Origin of the sequence: Salmonella enterica subsp. diarizonae, from assembly GCF_008692785.1 — a bacterium.
Classification (GTDB): Bacteria; Pseudomonadota; Gammaproteobacteria; order Enterobacterales; family Enterobacteriaceae; genus Salmonella; species Salmonella diarizonae.
Genome location: NZ_VXJV01000004.1, coordinates 70,767 through 88,820 on the forward strand (window position 1 = coordinate 70,767; position 18,054 = coordinate 88,820).

General features: G+C 46.6%; 21 protein-coding genes. 16 read left to right on the plus strand and 5 right to left on the minus strand.

Translation table 11 applies throughout. From position 1 onward, the window contains the following. Window positions 1-178 precede the first annotated feature (178 nt). Window positions 179-559, plus strand: coding sequence for an aspartate 1-decarboxylase (gene panD / locus F4V72_RS09445; RefSeq protein WP_023245755.1), 381 nt, complete (start codon window positions 179-181; stop codon window positions 557-559). 5 nt (window positions 560-564) lie between these two features. Here panD and F4V72_RS09450 read toward each other — a convergent pair whose 3' ends face one another. After that, window positions 565-1,794 (minus strand): polysaccharide deacetylase family protein, encoded by a 1,230-nt coding sequence (locus F4V72_RS09450; RefSeq protein WP_023245754.1) that lies wholly within the window; start codon window positions 1,792-1,794, stop codon window positions 565-567. 61 nt (window positions 1,795-1,855) lie between these two features. Continuing rightward, window positions 1,856-2,296, minus strand: a complete 441-nt coding sequence (locus F4V72_RS09455; protein ID WP_000901967.1) for a PTS sugar transporter subunit IIA — start codon at window positions 2,294-2,296, stop codon at window positions 1,856-1,858. A gap of 187 nt (window positions 2,297-2,483) precedes the next feature. Here F4V72_RS09455 and F4V72_RS09460 point away from each other — a divergent pair, with 187 nt between their 5' ends. From F4V72_RS09460 to F4V72_RS09525, 14 genes are all read left to right on the plus strand, one after another. Next, complete coding sequence (locus F4V72_RS09460) at window positions 2,484-3,464, plus strand: IS110 family transposase (RefSeq protein ID WP_136058475.1); 981 nt, start codon at window positions 2,484-2,486, stop codon at window positions 3,462-3,464. 67 nt (window positions 3,465-3,531) lie between these two features. Continuing rightward, window positions 3,532-4,380, plus strand: coding sequence for a DNA-binding protein (locus F4V72_RS09465; protein ID WP_136058476.1), 849 nt, complete (start codon window positions 3,532-3,534; stop codon window positions 4,378-4,380). Window positions 4,381-4,476: 96 nt separating this feature from the next. After that, entirely contained in the window at window positions 4,477-4,665 is a 189-nt protein-coding gene (locus F4V72_RS09470) for a hypothetical protein (protein WP_136058477.1), read from the plus strand. 28 nt (window positions 4,666-4,693) lie between these two features. Next, a complete protein-coding gene (locus F4V72_RS09475; protein WP_136058478.1) occupies window positions 4,694-6,766 on the plus strand; it encodes a replication endonuclease in 2,073 nt (690 codons plus the stop codon). A 34-nt stretch (window positions 6,767-6,800) separates the two neighbouring features. Then, a complete protein-coding gene (locus F4V72_RS09480) occupies window positions 6,801-7,250 on the plus strand; it encodes a hypothetical protein (RefSeq protein WP_136058479.1) in 450 nt (149 codons plus the stop codon). Between the two features lie 2 nt (window positions 7,251-7,252). Continuing rightward, the gene (locus tag F4V72_RS09485) at window positions 7,253-7,570 is read left to right on the plus strand and encodes a hypothetical protein (protein WP_136058480.1); all 318 of its coding nucleotides are present in this window, start codon (window positions 7,253-7,255) and stop codon (window positions 7,568-7,570) included. Beyond that, window positions 7,557-7,922: a hypothetical protein gene (locus F4V72_RS09490; RefSeq protein WP_136058481.1), complete on the plus strand. Its 366-nt coding sequence runs from the start codon at window positions 7,557-7,559 to the stop codon at window positions 7,920-7,922. Before F4V72_RS09485 ends, F4V72_RS09490 begins: the two co-directional genes overlap by 14 nt. A 480-nt stretch (window positions 7,923-8,402) precedes the next feature. Continuing rightward, the gene (locus F4V72_RS09495) at window positions 8,403-8,699 is read left to right on the plus strand and encodes a hypothetical protein (RefSeq protein ID WP_136058482.1); all 297 of its coding nucleotides are present in this window, start codon (window positions 8,403-8,405) and stop codon (window positions 8,697-8,699) included. A gap of 66 nt (window positions 8,700-8,765) precedes the next feature. Next, entirely contained in the window at window positions 8,766-8,975 is a 210-nt protein-coding gene (locus F4V72_RS09500) for a hypothetical protein (RefSeq protein WP_136058483.1), read from the plus strand. Continuing rightward, window positions 8,923-10,407 carry a hypothetical protein gene (locus tag F4V72_RS09505; protein WP_136058484.1) on the plus strand — a complete coding sequence of 495 codons (1,485 nt, stop codon included), beginning with the start codon at window positions 8,923-8,925 and terminating at the stop codon, window positions 10,405-10,407. The genes F4V72_RS09500 and F4V72_RS09505 overlap by 53 nt, the downstream gene beginning before the upstream one ends. A gap of 15 nt (window positions 10,408-10,422) precedes the next feature. Further along, window positions 10,423-10,839: a hypothetical protein gene (locus F4V72_RS09510; RefSeq protein ID WP_136058485.1), complete on the plus strand. Its 417-nt coding sequence runs from the start codon at window positions 10,423-10,425 to the stop codon at window positions 10,837-10,839. 185 nt (window positions 10,840-11,024) lie between these two features. Further along, complete coding sequence (locus F4V72_RS09515) at window positions 11,025-12,281, plus strand: zonular occludens toxin domain-containing protein (protein WP_136058486.1); 1,257 nt, start codon at window positions 11,025-11,027, stop codon at window positions 12,279-12,281. Window positions 12,282-12,551: 270 nt separating this feature from the next. Further along, window positions 12,552-13,907, plus strand: coding sequence for a type II secretion system protein GspD (locus F4V72_RS09520; protein WP_170245756.1), 1,356 nt, complete (start codon window positions 12,552-12,554; stop codon window positions 13,905-13,907). 251 nt (window positions 13,908-14,158) lie between these two features. Further along, window positions 14,159-14,740, plus strand: a complete 582-nt coding sequence (locus F4V72_RS09525; RefSeq protein ID WP_136058488.1) for a DUF2726 domain-containing protein — start codon at window positions 14,159-14,161, stop codon at window positions 14,738-14,740. A gap of 141 nt (window positions 14,741-14,881) precedes the next feature. On the opposite strand, the gene F4V72_RS09530 is transcribed toward F4V72_RS09525, so the two are convergent. Both F4V72_RS09530 and F4V72_RS09535 read right to left on the minus strand, forming a co-directional pair. Then, window positions 14,882-15,652 (minus strand): ABC transporter permease, encoded by a 771-nt coding sequence (locus F4V72_RS09530; protein WP_000983418.1) that lies wholly within the window; start codon window positions 15,650-15,652, stop codon window positions 14,882-14,884. Next, a complete protein-coding gene (locus F4V72_RS09535; protein WP_079797697.1) occupies window positions 15,649-16,575 on the minus strand; it encodes an ABC transporter ATP-binding protein in 927 nt (308 codons plus the stop codon). Before F4V72_RS09535 ends, F4V72_RS09530 begins: the two co-directional genes overlap by 4 nt. A 108-nt stretch (window positions 16,576-16,683) precedes the next feature. Here F4V72_RS09535 and can point away from each other — a divergent pair, with 108 nt between their 5' ends. After that, complete coding sequence (can, locus tag F4V72_RS09540; protein WP_023245752.1) at window positions 16,684-17,346, plus strand: carbonate dehydratase; 663 nt, start codon at window positions 16,684-16,686, stop codon at window positions 17,344-17,346. Between the two features lie 102 nt (window positions 17,347-17,448). Here the strand turns inward: can and hpt are convergent, their stop codons facing one another. Further along, a complete protein-coding gene (hpt, locus tag F4V72_RS09545) occupies window positions 17,449-17,985 on the minus strand; it encodes a hypoxanthine phosphoribosyltransferase (RefSeq protein ID WP_000683341.1) in 537 nt (178 codons plus the stop codon). Window positions 17,986-18,054 lie beyond the last annotated feature (69 nt).

Genomic DNA, 18,054 nt, shown 5'->3' on the forward strand with positions numbered 1-18,054 from the left:
ATGAAAATCAATAAGATACAAACATTACTGTCGACTCTGGAAAATAGCGCGCAAACAACGCCAGGAAACGACACGCGATGTATAGACACCCTGTAAAAATCGGGCAATACTGCCTGAGAATTTTCTCAAAGCAGGCGCCGCCTGCTTCGTCATTGATAATGAGTTAAAGGTAGACGTTATGATTCGCACAATGTTGCAAGGTAAGCTCCATCGCGTCAAAGTAACCCAGGCTGACCTGCATTACGAAGGCTCCTGCGCTATTGATCAGGATTTTCTCGACGCGGCCGGAATTCTGGAAAACGAAGCCATTGATATCTGGAATGTATCTAATGGTAAGCGCTTCTCAACCTATGCGATTGCGGCGGAGCGAGGCTCTAAAATTATCTCCGTCAACGGCGCAGCGGCACATTGCGCCGCTGTGGGCGATATTGTCATTATCGCCAGCTTTGTCACCATGAGCGATGAAGAAGCGCGCACCTGGCGCCCAAACGTCGCCTACTTCGAAGGCGATAACGAAATGAAGCGTACAGCGAAAGCCATTCCGGTTCAGGTTGCCTGATTACGCTATCCCTGCGGCTGGTTGCTGATCAGCCGCGACATCGTTTCCAGCGAATCCGTTCTTAAAATATACAGACGTTTTAATAAGAACGGATTATCCCCCGGCTTCACCTTCCCTTTCACCGTCGTTACCGCCATATGAAACCCGGCATCTTTTGCCGCTTTGATCGCGGTCGCGTTATAGCCGCCAAAGGGATAAGAAAGATAAAATACGTGCGGAGTAAACTGTGCGAGCGCCCGCCGCGAGCGTTCAAAATCAAACAGAATATTATGGTAGCTGCGGCTATATAAAATCGGACGCCGATGCCCGTCTACCCGGTGTAAAAAGTGGGTATGCGATTGAAAATCAAAAACATCGCTTATCTCGCGCAATTCGGACACGCTCATAAATTGCAACGACTTAGGATTCCATTTTTGCGGATGGCGCTTAATACGCGATGAGATAATAAACGCTGTCGCTTTCATACCGTACTGCTTTAACACCGGATACGCATAGCGACTCACCGATTTAAGGCCATCGTCAAAGGTGATAGCCACCGCGCGCGCCGGGAAATTAGCGCGGTTATGGATGTAATCCTCCAGTTGGTACATCGTCAACGTGGCATAGCCGCGATCGCGAAGCCAGGTCATTTGGTTGCTGAATGCGCGAACCGAAGTCGTGGTGGACGTATGGCGAAAACGGGTATTCTCTTCATCGCGTAAGATGTGATGATAGGTCAAAATAGGAATGCCGTTGTCTTCCTGGGCATCCAGGGCGCTGACATAAGCCAGCCTGTCGCCAATACGGATCTGATACCAGGTTTGATGTAGCCGGCCTTTCAGCTTGCTAATAATGGGGTAACGCAAATTATCCACCAGTACGCCAAACGGGGCGCTACTGATGTCCGGCGCGTTATACACCGGCGTGTCTTTCCAGGTCACCAGATTCTGATTGCTGAGAGGCTTGTTAAGATCGCCCAGGCCATCTTCCACCTTTTGTTTCCCCTGCACGGACTCCAGATGGCCTTTATCGATAAACCCCACGCCAAAGCCGAATTTAAAGGCATAATAGTCAGCCGCTATGGGCGTTACGGAAAGAATTTGTCCGGCACGGATATTTCCCACGGTCACCATTTTATCGCCAATCTGCGACCAGATGGCGGCGTCTTTCGTCGTTTGCATATAACGAGCGGGCAAGGCAGCCAACACATTGCCGGAGAAAAAGAACAGCAAGATAAGAACAACGCGCATAACCATATATCATAACCGAGGCGAAAAAACGCCGTTATTGTAGCAAAAGCGTCGTCAATGGTATTGATCAAAACTCATACAAATCATGCAGCAATACAAAAGGCGGATTTTTCTGCTGCTGATGCCAGAGACTGGTTACATCCGGCGCGCCAAGCGCGACAATCTGGTCGCGAAATGCTGAACTGCTCATCGACTCTCGCAAAGGAAGCATTTCCTCTATCAATGAATAGCTGACACCTGAAATAACTTCACATTGAGAATGTTTATGGCTCATCAGCGACGCTACACGATAAGGCGCCGCGCCGGAAATGTCGGTTAAAAATATCACGCCTTCACCAGAGTCGGTGGCATGGAGGGCATCACACATCATGCGGCTCAGCATGTTTGAGCTCAGGCCGCGCCAAAAATTGACCGCCCGGCATTGCGCCAGCGGACCATTTTTTCTCTCCAGGCGATCAAGCATATCCTGTGCGCGATCGTCATGGCAGGTAATCACCCAACCTAACATAGCCTACCTCCTTATATGTTCTGCATGTGCTTTACTCTGTCTCGTAGTTGATTTGGCAGCTTCTGGTGTAGCCTGATTCCTCCCTGGGTTTAAAGCCCGTTGCTAAGCACACCGCGCATCAGGAGTAGCCTTATCTACAAGCCCGTATTGTTGAATGAGTTTAAGCTCGCATGTAAGGAAGGGAAAGATGAGGCAAGCTAAATCAGAAAATCAGGTTAAAACTACGGTAGCGTTTGACGTGTGCAAAGCTGCGCTTGATGTACACATTCATGCTGATGCTAAGGCATTTCAGGTGCCTAATACTCATGAGGGTTTTGACCAGATAGCGTTAACGTTAGCTGATTATGACGTGTCTCTTATCCTTATGGAGTCTACCGGGGGCTATGAAGACGCCGCCGCCTGTAATTTCCAGTCTCTGGGCTATGATGTAGCTGTTATCAATCCACGCCACGCCCGTAATTTTGCTAAGGCTATGGGCAAGCTCGCCAAGACTGACCGTCTTGACGCTGCAATCCTGGCTGATTTCGCTGCTGTTATTGATTCCCGTCCTGACCGTGCCCGTTACATCAAACCGCCAACGGATGAAGAGCGTAAATTCCTGTCTCAAATGGTGGCCCGTCGTCGTCAGGTTGTTGACCTGATATCAACGGAAAAGCAACGCCTGGCTCATGCTGATGATTACGCAAAAGCCAGCATAAATATCATTATTAATTTAATTGAGTCTCAGCTTAAAGAAATTAATAGCGATATTTCGTTCTACGTTAAAAAAAACTATTCAGACCTCTCGAACATGCTTTCAGGAATTCCCGGCATTGGTGATTTGGCTGTGGGGCTTCTGATTGGTGATGTTCCTGAACTCGGTCAGATTGGTAATCGCCAGTTAAGCGCCGTGATTGGTGTGGCTCCGTTCAATCATGACTCCGGGAAAATGCGTGGTAAGCGCTGTATTTCCGGTGGTCGCCAGAATGTGCGCAATGTGCTTTTTATGGGGGCAATGTCTGCCACTCGTTTCAATCCGGTAATTAAGGCTTTTTATGACCGACTTATTAATAAAGGCAAGCCGAAAAGGGTGGCTTATATCGCCTGTATTCATAAGTTGCTGAGAATTATTAATGCAATGGTTCGTGACGGCACCAGTTTTAACCCTGACTTACATGCTGTTATCTGATACTGATTTTTTACACTGAATATAACTTTGAATCTGAATATTAAATTTATTTAATAAGGTGAATATTATGGCAATTTCAAAAAGTGACGTATTTGACGCATGCAATATGATTTATAATGCGGGACAAAATGTAACTCTTGATGCTGTGCGCGCTATTACTGGCGGCTCGTTTTCCACTATTTCCCCGATGGTTAAAGAGTGGAAAGCAGAACAATCCGGCGTTAACGCCTCTCTTGAATCCAGCGTTGCCCGCACTGACGTTCCTGCAAAGCTGACGGAGCTGCTTAACACGCTCTGGAATTCCGCGATGGCGGCTGCTTCTGAAAAAATGGAAACAGAACGCCAGTTGCTGAGCGATTATAAAACTGAGCTTGAGAATGAGCGCCACGACCTGATTTATGCGTCTGACCGCATCGGCTGTGAACTGGATGACCTGAAATTTGATTTCAATGTGCTCACCACTAATCACAAAAATTTACAGGATTCTTATAATGAGCTTGAGCGCGAAAATATTTCCCTTCGTGCTGAACTGGCGGCGCGTGAAAAATCCATTACTCATAATGAATCCGTGTTGGGTGAAATCACAAAGTTCCTGAAAGCGCTGAATAATACCGCTCCGGCTGCCCCTGCTCCTGCGGCTGGTGCTGAAGCTGAAAATAAAGGTGCTGCGGCAACGGCTGAAACATCCGGCGACACTGTTAATTCTGAAACGGTAACTAATAATGAGGAAAAACCAAAAGCCCCTGCTTCGAATAAACCTGCGATTAAATCAGACGGCAAGCCAAAGAATAAAGCGGCAACTAAAAAGAATGCTGCGGCCGGAAATGCGCCCGGTTCCTCTGTATCTGTTTGCGGTAAGGCGTTAGTTAATGTAGCAAACGGTGCCGGCATTATCCCCGCTAATTCTGTAGTGTAGGATTGTAATATTGTAGCCTGTAACATTACTACATTACTACATTACTACATTACTACATTACTACATTACTACATCTTACATTTACAGGAGGTGGCTATGCGTATCCCTTATCATCCTCTGATTCATCAGACGGTTGAACTGCCGGGTGATGATAATTTGACAGATGAAGAAAGGCAGGAAATGAGAGAAATAGCCGTTCTTCTTTTTTCTCGCGTAGTTCGTCTTACTGTCGGGGGTTTCTCTCTTATTTTTTTCTTTTGTGTGACGCTATTAATTTTTGGTTAAACCTCTCAATTAACAGGATGTAATTAATATGTACGATACAGTTATTTCCGCGCTTGATATCTGTAATGACGCTTCATCGTTATTTAATAATGAAGTCATGACTCAGCCGGAAAAAGAAAAAGCGGATAAATACCTGCGCGCTGCCGTGTCAAATTTCCAGTTTAAATCGGCTGCATATCGCCGTGAAAACGGGGATGATGCCGCGCGTGAATTACCCCGCTTATTCTCTACTGTAGACCGTATTATTTACACCTTTGAGCCTGAGTGTAAGAAGTTCACGTTTCAGGAGCGCGCCCGCGCCGCGCTGCTGGCGTCCAGTTTCGGCACTTTCTCCGTGCCTGTCGCTAATGCGTTTTGTCGTCTGGTGAAGTTCTCCGGCTCCCGTCGCGCTCTTGAACGTCTTGAGCAGGCTTTCAGCTACGCCTTTCAGACCCCTGACGGTTACGGTGCCGGGTTTAACCTGTTCTGTACTGATGACCAGTTGAAAGAGCTTGCGGCTGATTTCGTTCGCGACGTCACGACGATTTCAGTCGCCGGACTGGACAAGCCGTTGCTTATTTCTGACGACGAGGAGGAGTACCTCGCAAACGTGCTCCACTGGTTTCACTGTCAGTTTGGCTTCGATTTCCTGCCCGTACTGAAACAGTATTTAGGCCGTTACGATATTCCTGGCTTTCTGGCGCGTTTTGGTAATGAAACCTACGTTCGCCGTCTCCTGAATGCCATTCGTTCTCAACGGGTGCAGGAAACGTCCCGCATCATGGGGATGTTGTCAGATAACAAGCCGTATACAACTGACTGGCTGATGGGGTTGTACTCTCAGCGTGACCGTAAGACTCAGATGTTTTTAGAGGCGATGGGTATATTCGATATTAACGGCGAATTAATCTGCACGCTGGACGATGCGCATAAAAGCTCGGTATCACACAAGCCTAACCGTATTGCTGAATTACTTGTACGTGCTAAAGGTCTGTGTGCGGCGGCTCAGGAACTCGGCTGTGAAGGCTGGTTTATCGTGCTGACGACACCCTCCCGCTTCCATTCTGTGACCACGGTAAAACAGGGCAAGAAAGCTTTCACCGTGCCTAATTACAAATGGGAGAGCGGCGGTTTTGAGTCCATTAAAGCGGGTCATCAGTGGCTTAACGCCGTTTTTGAGCGTGTCCGCAAGCGCCTGGACAAGATGAATCTCACCCCGCCCGGGTTGCGTACTGTCGAACCTCATAAGGACGGCACGGTTCACTGGAATTTTCTTTTCTACTGCTATCCGGGTGAAGGAAAGGAAATTATTAAAATTTTCCGTGAGGAAGCGCTTAAAGATTCTCCTGACGAGGTGGGGGCTAAAAAGCGCCGCATTAAAATCAAAAAGGTCGATTACCGCAAGGGCAACGGCTTCAGCTACGTAATGAAATATATCGTTAAGATGTCCGGCTGCCGGAACGTTAAAGGCACCGCCGGACTGAATGACCGTTTAAGCAATATTGATTTCAATGATGCCGTGAGTCGTGTTTCTGTCTGGGCGCGTTCGTCGGGTATCCGTCTGTATCAGTTTTTTGGTCTGCCATCTGTAACGGCCTATCGCCAGTTGCGCACGTTCCGTACTGAATTCCATCCGGGGGATGTGATGATGCGTCAGTTTACGCCTGCTGAGGTTGAGCAACTGGAATCTATTCGCCTCGCCTGTGATGCCGGGGATTTTAAAACTTATATAATGCTGAATGGTGGCTTTTTTAATTCAGACAGATTTGTCCGACCTCATTATTTCCAGCCGCAATCAGTGAATGGCACAAAATTAAATTGTTATGGTGAAGAGTGTAATCCCGTTGTTTATGGAATAAGTTTTTCTGGAAAAGTGATTCTGACTAAATATTTCTCCTGTGAGGTTCGGAAGATGACTAAATCTGATACAGAGTATCTGAATATGGCCCGGTTATTAAACCGGATATCTGAATATGGTAATCCTGATTTTACTGAATGTATGAATGAATGCGGTTCAGATGATGAGGGATTTTCATCCGTTGTTTTTATGCAGATGAAGCAGACGTGCGGGACGCGCGCCAGCGCGGCACGTGCGGCTGATTCGTCTGCCTTGGACTTGTGACAATAACTATCGCTGACCCGATAAGGTGAATATTATGACTATGAATGTGAATGTTAAAACTCAATTACCTGAAGGTATGGTTGATTTATACCCCTATGAACTGCCTGATGGTTTTCGTACCGGCACCACGTTTTCAGGCACGTTTATTAATGTGTTTGTGGCGAACACTGAAAACCTGAATTTACCCCCGGATGACAAGAGACATGAATCCGTTGCTAAATATGCGTTTTCCTGTGCTATTCCTTTTGAAAATCGTAAAACTCAGTGCCGTGAGTCTCAGTCGGTTAAATTCTCCTGTACTGAGGAGGATTATAAATATCTTAAATCAGTGTATGAATCGCTGAAATTTCAGCCTGTCCATCTTGTCTGCGTTCCCGGCTCATGGGGTAATTCCCCAACTCAGCACGGTGTGTTTTTCCGGTACGTGTCCAATTCAATCCGTCGCTTTGATGGCAAGCTGATAACTGAGAAGAAAGGTGGTTGATTATGAAGGACAGATTCAGAACCTGCACCACCAGGATTATTGTTGATTTTTATCACCTTCGTTCTCAGTATGCAGAACGGCAGCTTGAATCCCTTCGCAGATTATCCAGTGAAGCGTGCGATTTGTGTGACAGGGGCGATTATCATGATGGGTTGTTGTGTTTTTGTTTTATAAAGGATGAAATTGGCAAGGTTATTTCATCTGCTCATTCATCTCTTGCTGTTTCTTTGTCTGATATGTTGATGAATACTAATTTTTGTATTTCTGAATGTATGGATAAGCTTTTAAAAGCCAGGGGGGATAATTATGCCGCTGATTAAAATTAATCCTAATCGCTCTTATATATCCTCGTCACTGGTTGAAGATGTGCGAATGGACTCATTGCGCAATCGTTTATTGTCGCTGTTTAAAAGCACCGGGGACTTTTTCAAAGAGGATGACTTTAATAAAAGCAGATTCCGCGAAACCTATAGCCTTAATATGAGCGGCTTAGTCTCCCTTTTACGTGAATGGCATGAATTCCGCAGTGACTGCCGTTCTGCACCGTTCTGTCGCTTCCGGCTGCTTCACCGGCTGCGTCTTCAGTCATGGGGGGAAACGGCTGATGAGCAGATTGCTAAATTAAATTCGCTCATTGATTTACCTGAAACAACTCTTCATAAGTCGGGGTAATATTTAATGTCCGCCAGTGAATTTTATTTGGTTGTTCTTCTCGGCGGTTTTACCTTTGTGGCGTTTATTGCAGGTTTTGCCACCGGGTTTTTATATGGGGACTGAATAAATATTGCATTTGCTCTTGGTTTTGTAGCCGAATTTATTCCGCCGGGGTGATTTATGTGTGATTTTGATATTAATGAGTTTATGACTCATTTACTGGCAATCGACCCTTTATTGTTTGGATTCCTTATAGGTTTCGTCATGGTTGCGCCGTTTGTTCTTTTTCCGTTTTTTATTTCGTTCATCCGTAAGGACCTTTACTAATACAGGAGGTAATATATGAGGTAGTAACAGTGAATATACCGTATGCATTAATTGGCTCTTTGTTCGGGTTATGGTTTTTAGCCTGGATAATGGGCTTGTTATCTGCGCATTTTTTACGTTCTGTAATTGATGTGTTTCACCGTTCGGTCGATGACTGATTAAGGATTGAATATGTTTAAAGAAAAAATTTCGAAAGTAGCCGGATTTGTGAAAGAGAACACTACTCCGGCAATGCTGGCTTCCAGTGCTGTTACCGGACTGGCTGTGATGGCGGCTCCTGCCTTTGCGGTCGACCCGGCTGCGCCAGCGCCGTTCACTCTGACTGCTACTATGATTTCCCCGATTGTGAATGCGCTTGGTTCCAACTTTGGGGTTGCTGTGGCGTCTGCGTTTGGTCTGCTGACGATTACCCTTGTTGGTAAATCCGCATTCTCTGCTGTCAAGGGTATGATTTCCCGCGCTTTGTAAGTGCCATATCTTACGTTTAATTATGCCCCCTGAACTGGGGGCTTTATTTCTTTCGGGGATTCAGTTATGAGATATTTACTTCTGATTTTATCGTTAATGGGAGGTTTATTATCGTTTAATTCTTTTGCTGCTTCTTGTCCGGTTGGTGTCACTGTTCCCGCTGGTACTTATAAGCCTTATTATGAAATTAAAAATCCTGATGGCACTTCCGAGAAATATATAAATGTTGGTGGTTGTGAGTATTGGGCTAAAGGGGGGGGCTACATGGACTCCTGATGGTTGGTTAGGTTCATTTGATTCTTTAGTTTCTACGGGTAATCCTGCTAAAGCAGGCTTTTCCCCGGCGCTTGATGAAAATGGTAAGAAGCCTGTATCTTCTGATACTAATCCTGATAACCCTGATGTTAATCCCCCTCAGCCTGATGTAACGCCCCCTGAACCTGATAAGCCAACTCCGCCTTCTGGCTCTTATTTATCTCAGGTATTATCTGATATTTCTCATTCAACTCCTGCTATGTTGTATTCCTCTTTTTACTTTCACTATGATTTTTCATCCAGTCTCGAAGATAATAAAAGAGTTGCCCAGGCTTTTCTTCAGAAGTTATCTGATGTTACTCCGCCTGATTATGCTTCGGTTGACCGTATTAAATCTATGATGGATGACTGGCAGAAAACTTATTCATATTTGAGACCTTCTGATGCGGGCCCTTATTATCTCTGGAATGCGACTAAATTTGTTGGTGGTGAACATCGTTATAGGGGCGCAATTTATATTGCTGTTTATAATTGTGCTGAACCTGATTATAAAGGTAATTGTCCTGATGAGTATAAGCCTCTTGATATTCCTGACCCGAATTATGCAAGTTTAAATGATTATAAAAATGGTATTACCCGCTGTATGCGTAATCCTAATGACCCGTCCTGTCATTCCTCTGGCGATTCTTCCGGGGATTCTGGTGATTCGTCTGGCGACCATACCGTAACGACCTGTAGCCCTGGCTATCATCCTGACGCTTCCCGTCCGGGTGTCTGTGTTTCTGATAATCCGGGGGGTGGTACTGGTTCGGATGGAGGTGACCAGCCTGATACTTGTCCTCCCGGCTCTCATCATGTGCCGGGTTCGCCGGATGGTTCCTGTACCACGGATTTAAATCCTAATCCGGGAGGTGGTGGCGGTTCTGGTTCCGGTAATACTGATAATAATGACAATGGTGATGTTGTGGCGGCTATTAATGCGTTTCATGCGGATAATAATAAGAATCATAAAGAGTTAATGGATGATTTAAATAAAAAACCTGCTGATCCGGATTATACGGGGATGGAAGGTGAATTTTCTTCTATGGTTGGAGGTGCTATGAGTGGTATTACGGATTCCGTGAAATCTGCATGGGATGCGGGTAAAGCTGCATTTGGTGAAGGGCTTTCCGGGATTGACTCTATGCTGCCTGATATTAAAACATCGTTTGATTTGCCTCCCGGCTTTGAAGCTGCTTCAACCGGACGCTGTATTCCTGTAGTCCTGGATTTTGATATTAAACTTGTTGGAATTCCTGACTATCATTTTCATGCTGTGGGTACTCAGGTTTGTTTGCTGTACGACAAATATATTCGCCCGGTACTGAATTTTGTACTGGTCATACTGAGTTTCTTTGTGATTCATCGTCTGCTTGTTCGTTCTGCTGAGTTTCTGACGGATGGACGTCATTAATGAGGAGGGGTTGTTATGCCTTTACTTGCTGTCGCTCTTGATTTTTTATTTGGTCTGCTGGTTCGTGTCGGTGCGTGGGCTATTCGCTATCTTGCTCCAGAAATGATTTCCATGCTGCTTTACCGCTCAACGTCTTCTTATGTGATTATGGGGCTGTCGGTGGCATTCTATATTTCCACCTTCCTTGCAGTGATGACTTTTATTAATGATAAGGCAACCAGTTTAATTGCTGCTCTGGCTTTGCCTAACGATTACTGGGTAACGGGTTTATCTATGTTGCCGTCTAATATTCTGTCCTGCCTGTCAGCGGTGTTTCTGGCCTATACGGTCTATCTGACGTTTCGCTTCAAGATTTTTATTTCACGTCTCATTACGTCACAGTTTACTCAGGCGCAACTTCCGCCCGGTCAGGGACGTTTACCGAAACCCTGATAATGTAATAATCGTTACTGCGTAACAACTGAATAGTTTAATTAATTACGCTGAATGACACATTTAATTTATTCCAGATACTGAATGCACTTAATTTTAATATTTAACATCTGACACTGAATGCTTTATTAAATATATCTGACTGTCTTTATATCTTTTTAACATATCCGTATGAGGGTGAGATAATGACTGTAAAATGGGTGACCGGAAAACTCGGCGCGGGTAAAGGTCTTTACTGTGATTATGAAATGGTCAAATATTACCGGGAAGGCCGTCGTGTTGTAACCAATTATCCGGTGGATACCCATCTGCTTGGCCCTGACTCCGATAATCCGGTAATGGTTCTTCCTTCTCATCCCCGCCCACAGGATTTACAGGCGCTTGGGCGTGGTTGTCCTGATGAAGAGAAAGAAAAGTTTGGCGCTATTTTTCTTGATGAGGCGGGAACCTGGTTAAACAGTCGAACCTATGGTGATAAAAGTCGTCTTGCTCTTATTGACTGGTTTATTCACTCCCGTCATCTCGGCTGGGACGTGTTTATTATCGTCCAGAACGAAGAGATGATTGATAAACAGATAGCACTTGCAACGGGTGAAGTTCTGGTGGTGTGTAAACGTTCTGACCGTGCTCAGGGTGTTTTTCGTAAGTTGTTTAAGAAGCTGACTTCCGGTAAGGGTTCCGCTAACGGCAGCACACCGCAGAAAAAACAGTCCGGGTTATTTCGTCATCGGGTAATAGTCGAAACTTATTTTCAGCGTAAATCTGTCCGTGATAAGCCTTTTGATAAGTTTTCGTTTTTTGCTGACTGGTATTTTGGCATCCATGATACTAATCATATTTTTGAAGATGGTTATGAGTCTCTCACCATTAACGGGCAGCTCCGTCGCTGTGATATGCGCTGTATGTATTCTCTCCTGCCAGGCAGAACTATTACGCAGTGGTATCACGCGAATGATCCGGTAATCAGGAAGCCCGTCATCAGTAAGCGCCGTCTTCTTACCGTTCTGTTTTTTGGTTCCGGCACCTTCCTGAGCTGGTATTTTCTGGTTGCGCATAAACAGCCGGATACAGCCCCCGGTCAGGTTCAGCCCGTCAGTTCGTCACCGACTGCCGTTTCTGTATCCGGCGTATCAGGTACAACCGCGCAGGCTGTCCCCTCACCTCCGCCACTTTCGACACAATGGCGACTGACCGGATATCTCAAATCAGGCACCGGACAACCCCGCTACGTTATCCGGGATAACGCCGGAAACGTGCGCTACATCGCCTCCGCCAGACCGTGGGACGGGGTGTACAGTGAAATTCTTGTTGACGGCGAGCGGGTGACGTTCTGGACGGGTACTGACCGCGCGCCGGGCAGTCAGGGCGGCGGGGAAAGCCCGCTTTCCACTGCTGCCGCTCCGGTACTGTCCGCGCTGGGGATGGGTGACGCCTCGCACTGACCCTGACCGGAGCACTCCGCCACCCTGACAGACAAAACAAACAAACTAATGAAGAAACAAACAAACTTACTCACAGACAACCGTGAAGTCATGATTCACACAAAGAATCTGCCGCCCGGAGAGAGAGGAGGCAGCGCTCGCCGCAAGATGAGATTAGGGAGTCATTGCGAAGCTTTGACGAGTCTGTCTCATCGAGGAAGCGCAATTTCACCCGCTGTTACAGGTGAGCACTTACGCACCGTTGTCAGTGTTATTGAGGAGGAGTTAACCATGTGCCGAAAATGCCATAGTAAACATGCAGACCGCTTTGATGGTTTCATCTGTCCGCCTGAGTTCGCACGGTTCCGGCGTATAACGCTGCTTCTGTATATGGCGCTGATGCTGCTGATGTTCCTGTTTGCCCGCACTGCCAGTGCGAAAGGTACGGACTTTGACGTAAAGCGGATGCCGCTGTCGGACGCTATTTCTTTACTGTGGGGTGAGGTGCTGCATACCCCATTCATGCTGGCCCCGGAACTCTCCACTGATGCACGGCTGGTGACGCTGCACATTGCTCCCGGCAATGATGAACGCGAGTTCATCATTCGTTACCTGGATAATATGCACATCCGTGTCACCCGTAAGAAGGGGGTGGACTATATCGCCCCCTACATTCCGAAAGTCCCGCAGCCGCGCATCGAGTCCTACGTTTACACGCCGCGCTATCGTTCAGTTGCCTATATTGCCGGGGTGCTGAGTGGTTCCTCTGACAACGTGGGCGGTATGAGTGGCGGGGCAACCGGCGCGGGCGTCGGCTTTTCCACCGGGGGCGGCGCACCTCTTCAGGGCGGGAATGGTCAGATGTCCGCATCTTCTGGTATGCCCGCATCTGACGGTCATTTTATGAGTCAGTCCGGTGATACGTTCCTCTACCGTGGTACGGCGTCGGAAATTGCGCAGATTCGCGCCCTGATGCCTGTCATAGATACCCGGCCTGAGCAGGTGGACGTTACCGCCTATGTGTATGAGGTGAACACTGACGAGCGCAACGGTTCCGGGCTGGCGCTGGCGGCTAAGCTGCTGAACGGTCATTTCAGTATCAGCACGGGAACCCGCCAGGGTTATGGCAATTTTATCCGGTTCTCCAGCGGCTCGCTTGATGCGCTGTATGAACTGTTTCGTACTGATAACCGTTTTTCACTGGTGACGGGGGCGCATTCGCAGGTTGTTTCCGGTAGTTCTGCAATGTTGGCGGGCGGTGCCAGTGTTCCGACGCTCGGCTCTGTCAGTTATGAGAACGGGACGCCTGTCCAGTCTGTCGAATATCGTAATACAGGTGTGACGCTCCAGGTCAGTCCCGTTGTTACTCAGGACTTAATCAGCATGAACATTAACGAACAACTGAGCGATTACTCGGAGACCACTACCGGAGTGAACAACTCCCCGACGTTCACCAATCGCCAGATAACGACCACGGTTAATATGAAGGATGGGGATATTATCGTGCTGTCCGGCCTGACTCAGGACAAGAACGGCAAGCAAAGCACCGGGCTGTCATTCCTGCCTAAATCGTGGTCAACGAAATCTGAGCAGAAAACGGGGATGGATTTGCTTATCGTCTTGCAGGCCAGGAAGATTAAGGGGTGAGTTATGAAACTGGTAACGTTCCTGATGGTGTTCTGTATGCTGTGGGTCATTATCTACATGTATGACGGTTTCTGGCGAAAATAAGCTTTATTTTTTTGAATATTTCTGATTTTTAACTCTCCTATGATTATCAACCCTTATCAATACGATCGATTTTTTCGATCGTATTGATATTAACGATTCTTCTTTACTTTTTCATCTGCCTGTATTATTTAATTATTTCCTTTAAAGGCGCTGGAAGAATATTTAACATGTTTAATTTTGAATCAATTGTACTTTTTATCTTTCTTATATCAATTCTCTTGTTTATTGTGTATTTTGATTTCCCCTATTTATTTAATAAGTCTAAGTTTAAAAAAAACATTATCACTTCTCATTCCGTTGATAATCAGGTTTCTGATATAGTTCTTCCCACTGGTATTTTTGATTCTAAACATGTTTTTTATCGCAAAAAGAATTTTACTTCTTTTCCTGATTCTGAATATTATAAACCTCTTCATGATTTATTAGGCGATAATTATTATATTTTATATAAAACCTATTTCTTTGATATTTTTGATTGTATTTCATCTTTAAATGGTAATGAAATTAGTTTTACGCCTCATAACCCGTTATTCTATTATTATTTTGATTTTGTTATTGTTAGAAAGTCAGATTCTCTTATTGTTTGTGCTATAGAGTTAAATGAATCTTTATTTAAAGATAAAGATAATATCTCTAAAGACAATGATTTTTATAAAGCATTGAAGGATGCTAATATTTATTTTATTCGTGCTAACAGTACAGTTTATTTGATTGAGAAAATAAAGGTTATGCTATCTAGATTTAATTAAACCTTTTATAATTGTTTTTGTGATTTACATCACACTTAACATAGTTGCTTAGCAGACAAGTAGTTTATCAGGGTTACCAATCAGGAATGATGACAGCCGTCAAAAGTCTCCTCTTCCCGCCAGGAGAAGAGGAGAATCGTATCAGCTACGCAAACCGCGTCCGCGCTGGATCAGCGACCAGCACAGCAGGTAGAAAGCGGCGATAAAGATCACCAGTACGCCAAATGTCGTCACCAGCGGCACATCATGGATACCGAGGAAACCATAACGGAAGCCGCTTATCATGTAGACGATCGGGTTCAGGTGCGACAACCCTTGCCAGAACGGTGGCAGCAGCGTCAGCGAGTAAAATACCCCGCCGAGGTAGGTCAGCGGCGTCAGCACAAAGGTCGGGATCAGGCTGATATCGTCAAAGGTTTTCGCAAACACGGCGTTCAGCAGTCCGGCCAGCGAGAACAGAATCGCGGTCAGAATCAGCGTTAGCGCGACAAATACCCAGGAATGCACCTGGAAAGGCACGAAAAAGAGCGAAATCGCCGTCACCAGAATCCCCACGCACAGCCCACGCGCCACGCCGCCGCCGACAAATCCGGCGATGATCACGTGCGTTGGTACCGGCGCAACCAGCAGTTCCTCAATATTGCGCTGAAACTTGGCGCTAAAAAATGATGACGCTACATTGGCGTAGGAGTTGGTAATGACCGCCATCATAATCAGGCCCGGCACAATAAATTGCATATAGCTAAAACCATGCATTTCGCCGATGCGCGAACCGATCAGGTTGCCGAAAATAATAAAATAGAGTGTCATGGTGATGACAGGCGGCACCAGCGTTTGCACCCAGATCCGCATAAAGCGATGGATCTCTTTCGCCCAGATGCTTTTAAGGGCAACCCAGTAAAGCTGCATCATGCGCGATCTCCTTGTTTTTCATGCACCAGCGACACAAACAGTTCTTCCAGACGGTTGGCTTTATTACGCATACTTAATACCTGAACCCCCTGCTCGCTCAGTTGGCTAAAGACGCTGTTAACCCCCTGCTCGCGTAACACTTCAACCTCCAGAGTCGAGGTATCTACCAGACGATATTGATAACCCGCAAGCTTAGGTAGCGGGCTTTTTGGCGCTAAATCCAGAATAAACGTCTCCGATTTCAGCTTTGAAAGCAGATTTTTCATGGAGGTATTTTCCACCAGCTCGCCGTGCTGAATAATACCGATATTGCGGCACAGCATTTCCGCCTCTTCCAGATAGTGGGTAGTAAGAATAATCGTGGTGCCTTTGGCGTTTAAATCTTTCAGAAACCCCCACATCGAGCGGCGCAATTCGATATCGACGCCCGCCGTCGGCTCGTCGAGAATCAATAGATTAGGCTCATGCATCAGTGCGCGGGCAATCATCAGGCGGCGTTTCATCCCACCGGAAAGCATCCGCGCGCGTTCATTACGTTTTTCCCACAGATCGAGCTGTTTTAAATACTTTTCGCTACGTAAAACCGCCTCTTTATGTTCCACGCCGTAATAACCGGCTTGATTCACTACGATCTGTTGCACCGTTTCAAACGGGTTAAAGTTAAACTCCTGTGGCACCAGCCCAAGCTGTCGCTTGGCGTTAACCACGTCTTTTTCCAGGTCGTAACCAAAAACGTTAACGCGCCCGGATGTTTTATTAACCAATGAGCTGATAATACCGATGGTGGTCGATTTCCCTGCTCCATTTGGTCCCAGAAGCGCGTAAAAATCCCCCGCTTCGACCTGCAAATCTATGCCGCGCAGCGCCTGAACGCCGCCGGGATAGGTTTTTTTAAGTTGTTGAAGTTCCAGCGCAATGGTCATAAATTCTCACTTACTTTACGTTCTTACACTTTATATATGGTTTAAATAATTACGGAGTTGCCCTATATTAGCCCAACGCACTTATTTGGTTACAGGTCGTTAACTTCCATGAAAGACATAGATACACTCATCAGCAACAATGCACTATGGTCAAAAATGCTGGTGGAAGAGGACCCCGGATTTTTTGAGAAACTGGCGCAAGCGCAAAAACCGCGCTTTCTATGGATTGGATGTTCCGACAGCCGCGTTCCTGCTGAACGTTTAACCGGGCTTGAACCGGGCGAATTGTTTGTTCACCGTAATGTGGCTAACCTGGTTATTCACACCGATCTGAACTGTCTCTCCGTGGTTCAGTATGCGGTAGATGTTCTGGAAGTTGAGCATATTATCATTTGCGGCCACTCCGGTTGCGGCGGTATCAAGGCTGCGGTAGAAAATCCTGAGCTGGGCTTGATTAATAACTGGCTGCTGCATATCCGCGACATCTGGCTTAAACATAGCTCGCTGTTGGGAAAAATGCCCGAAGAGCGACGTCTGGACGCGCTCTACGAATTGAACGTCATGGAACAGGTCTATAACCTGGGGCATTCCACTATTATGCAGTCAGCGTGGAAACGCGGGCAGAATGTGACCATTCACGGCTGGGCGTACAGTATCAATGACGGCCTGCTGCGCGATCTTGACGTCACCGCCACCAACAGAGAAACGCTGGAGAACGGCTATCATAAGGGTATTTCGGCCCTAAGTCTGAAATACATTAACCACCAATAAGCCATCCGGCAGGGTTGCCGGGGGCGCTTCGCTTGCCCGGCCTACAACAGCTACCGTAAGCCGGATAAGTCGCCTTAGCGACGCCATCCGGCAGTTTTGCTCTTACTCGTCCAGCAGCACCACTTTACCGACATACGGTAGATGGCGATAACGCTGGGCGTAATCAATACCGTACCCCACGACGAACTCATCGGGGATAGAGAAGCCGATAAATTCCACCGGGACATCGACTTCACGGCGAGACGGTTTATCCAGCAGCGTACAAATCGCCAGCGATTTCGGCTCGCGCAGGCCCAGGATTTCACGGACTTTCGACAGCGTATTACCGGAATCAATAATGTCCTCGACAATCAGCACATCTTTACCGCGAATATCCTCATCCAGATCTTTGAGGATTTTCACGTCGCGGGTGGTGGACATGCCGCTACCATAACTGGAGGCGGTCATAAAATCGACTTCATGAGGAACCTGAACTTCACGGCACAGGTCCGCCATAAACATAAATGAGCCACGCAACAGACCAACCAGCACCATTTCACTGCCGCTGTCTTTATAACGTTCGGTAATCTGACGACCCAGTTCGGCAATACGTGCTTTGATCTCCGCTTCGGGGATCATGACTTCAACAGTATGTTTCATATTTATAACCATATGATTTAAAAACAAATCACTCAATGCCGGTTGATAATAACGCCGCATTGACGCGCA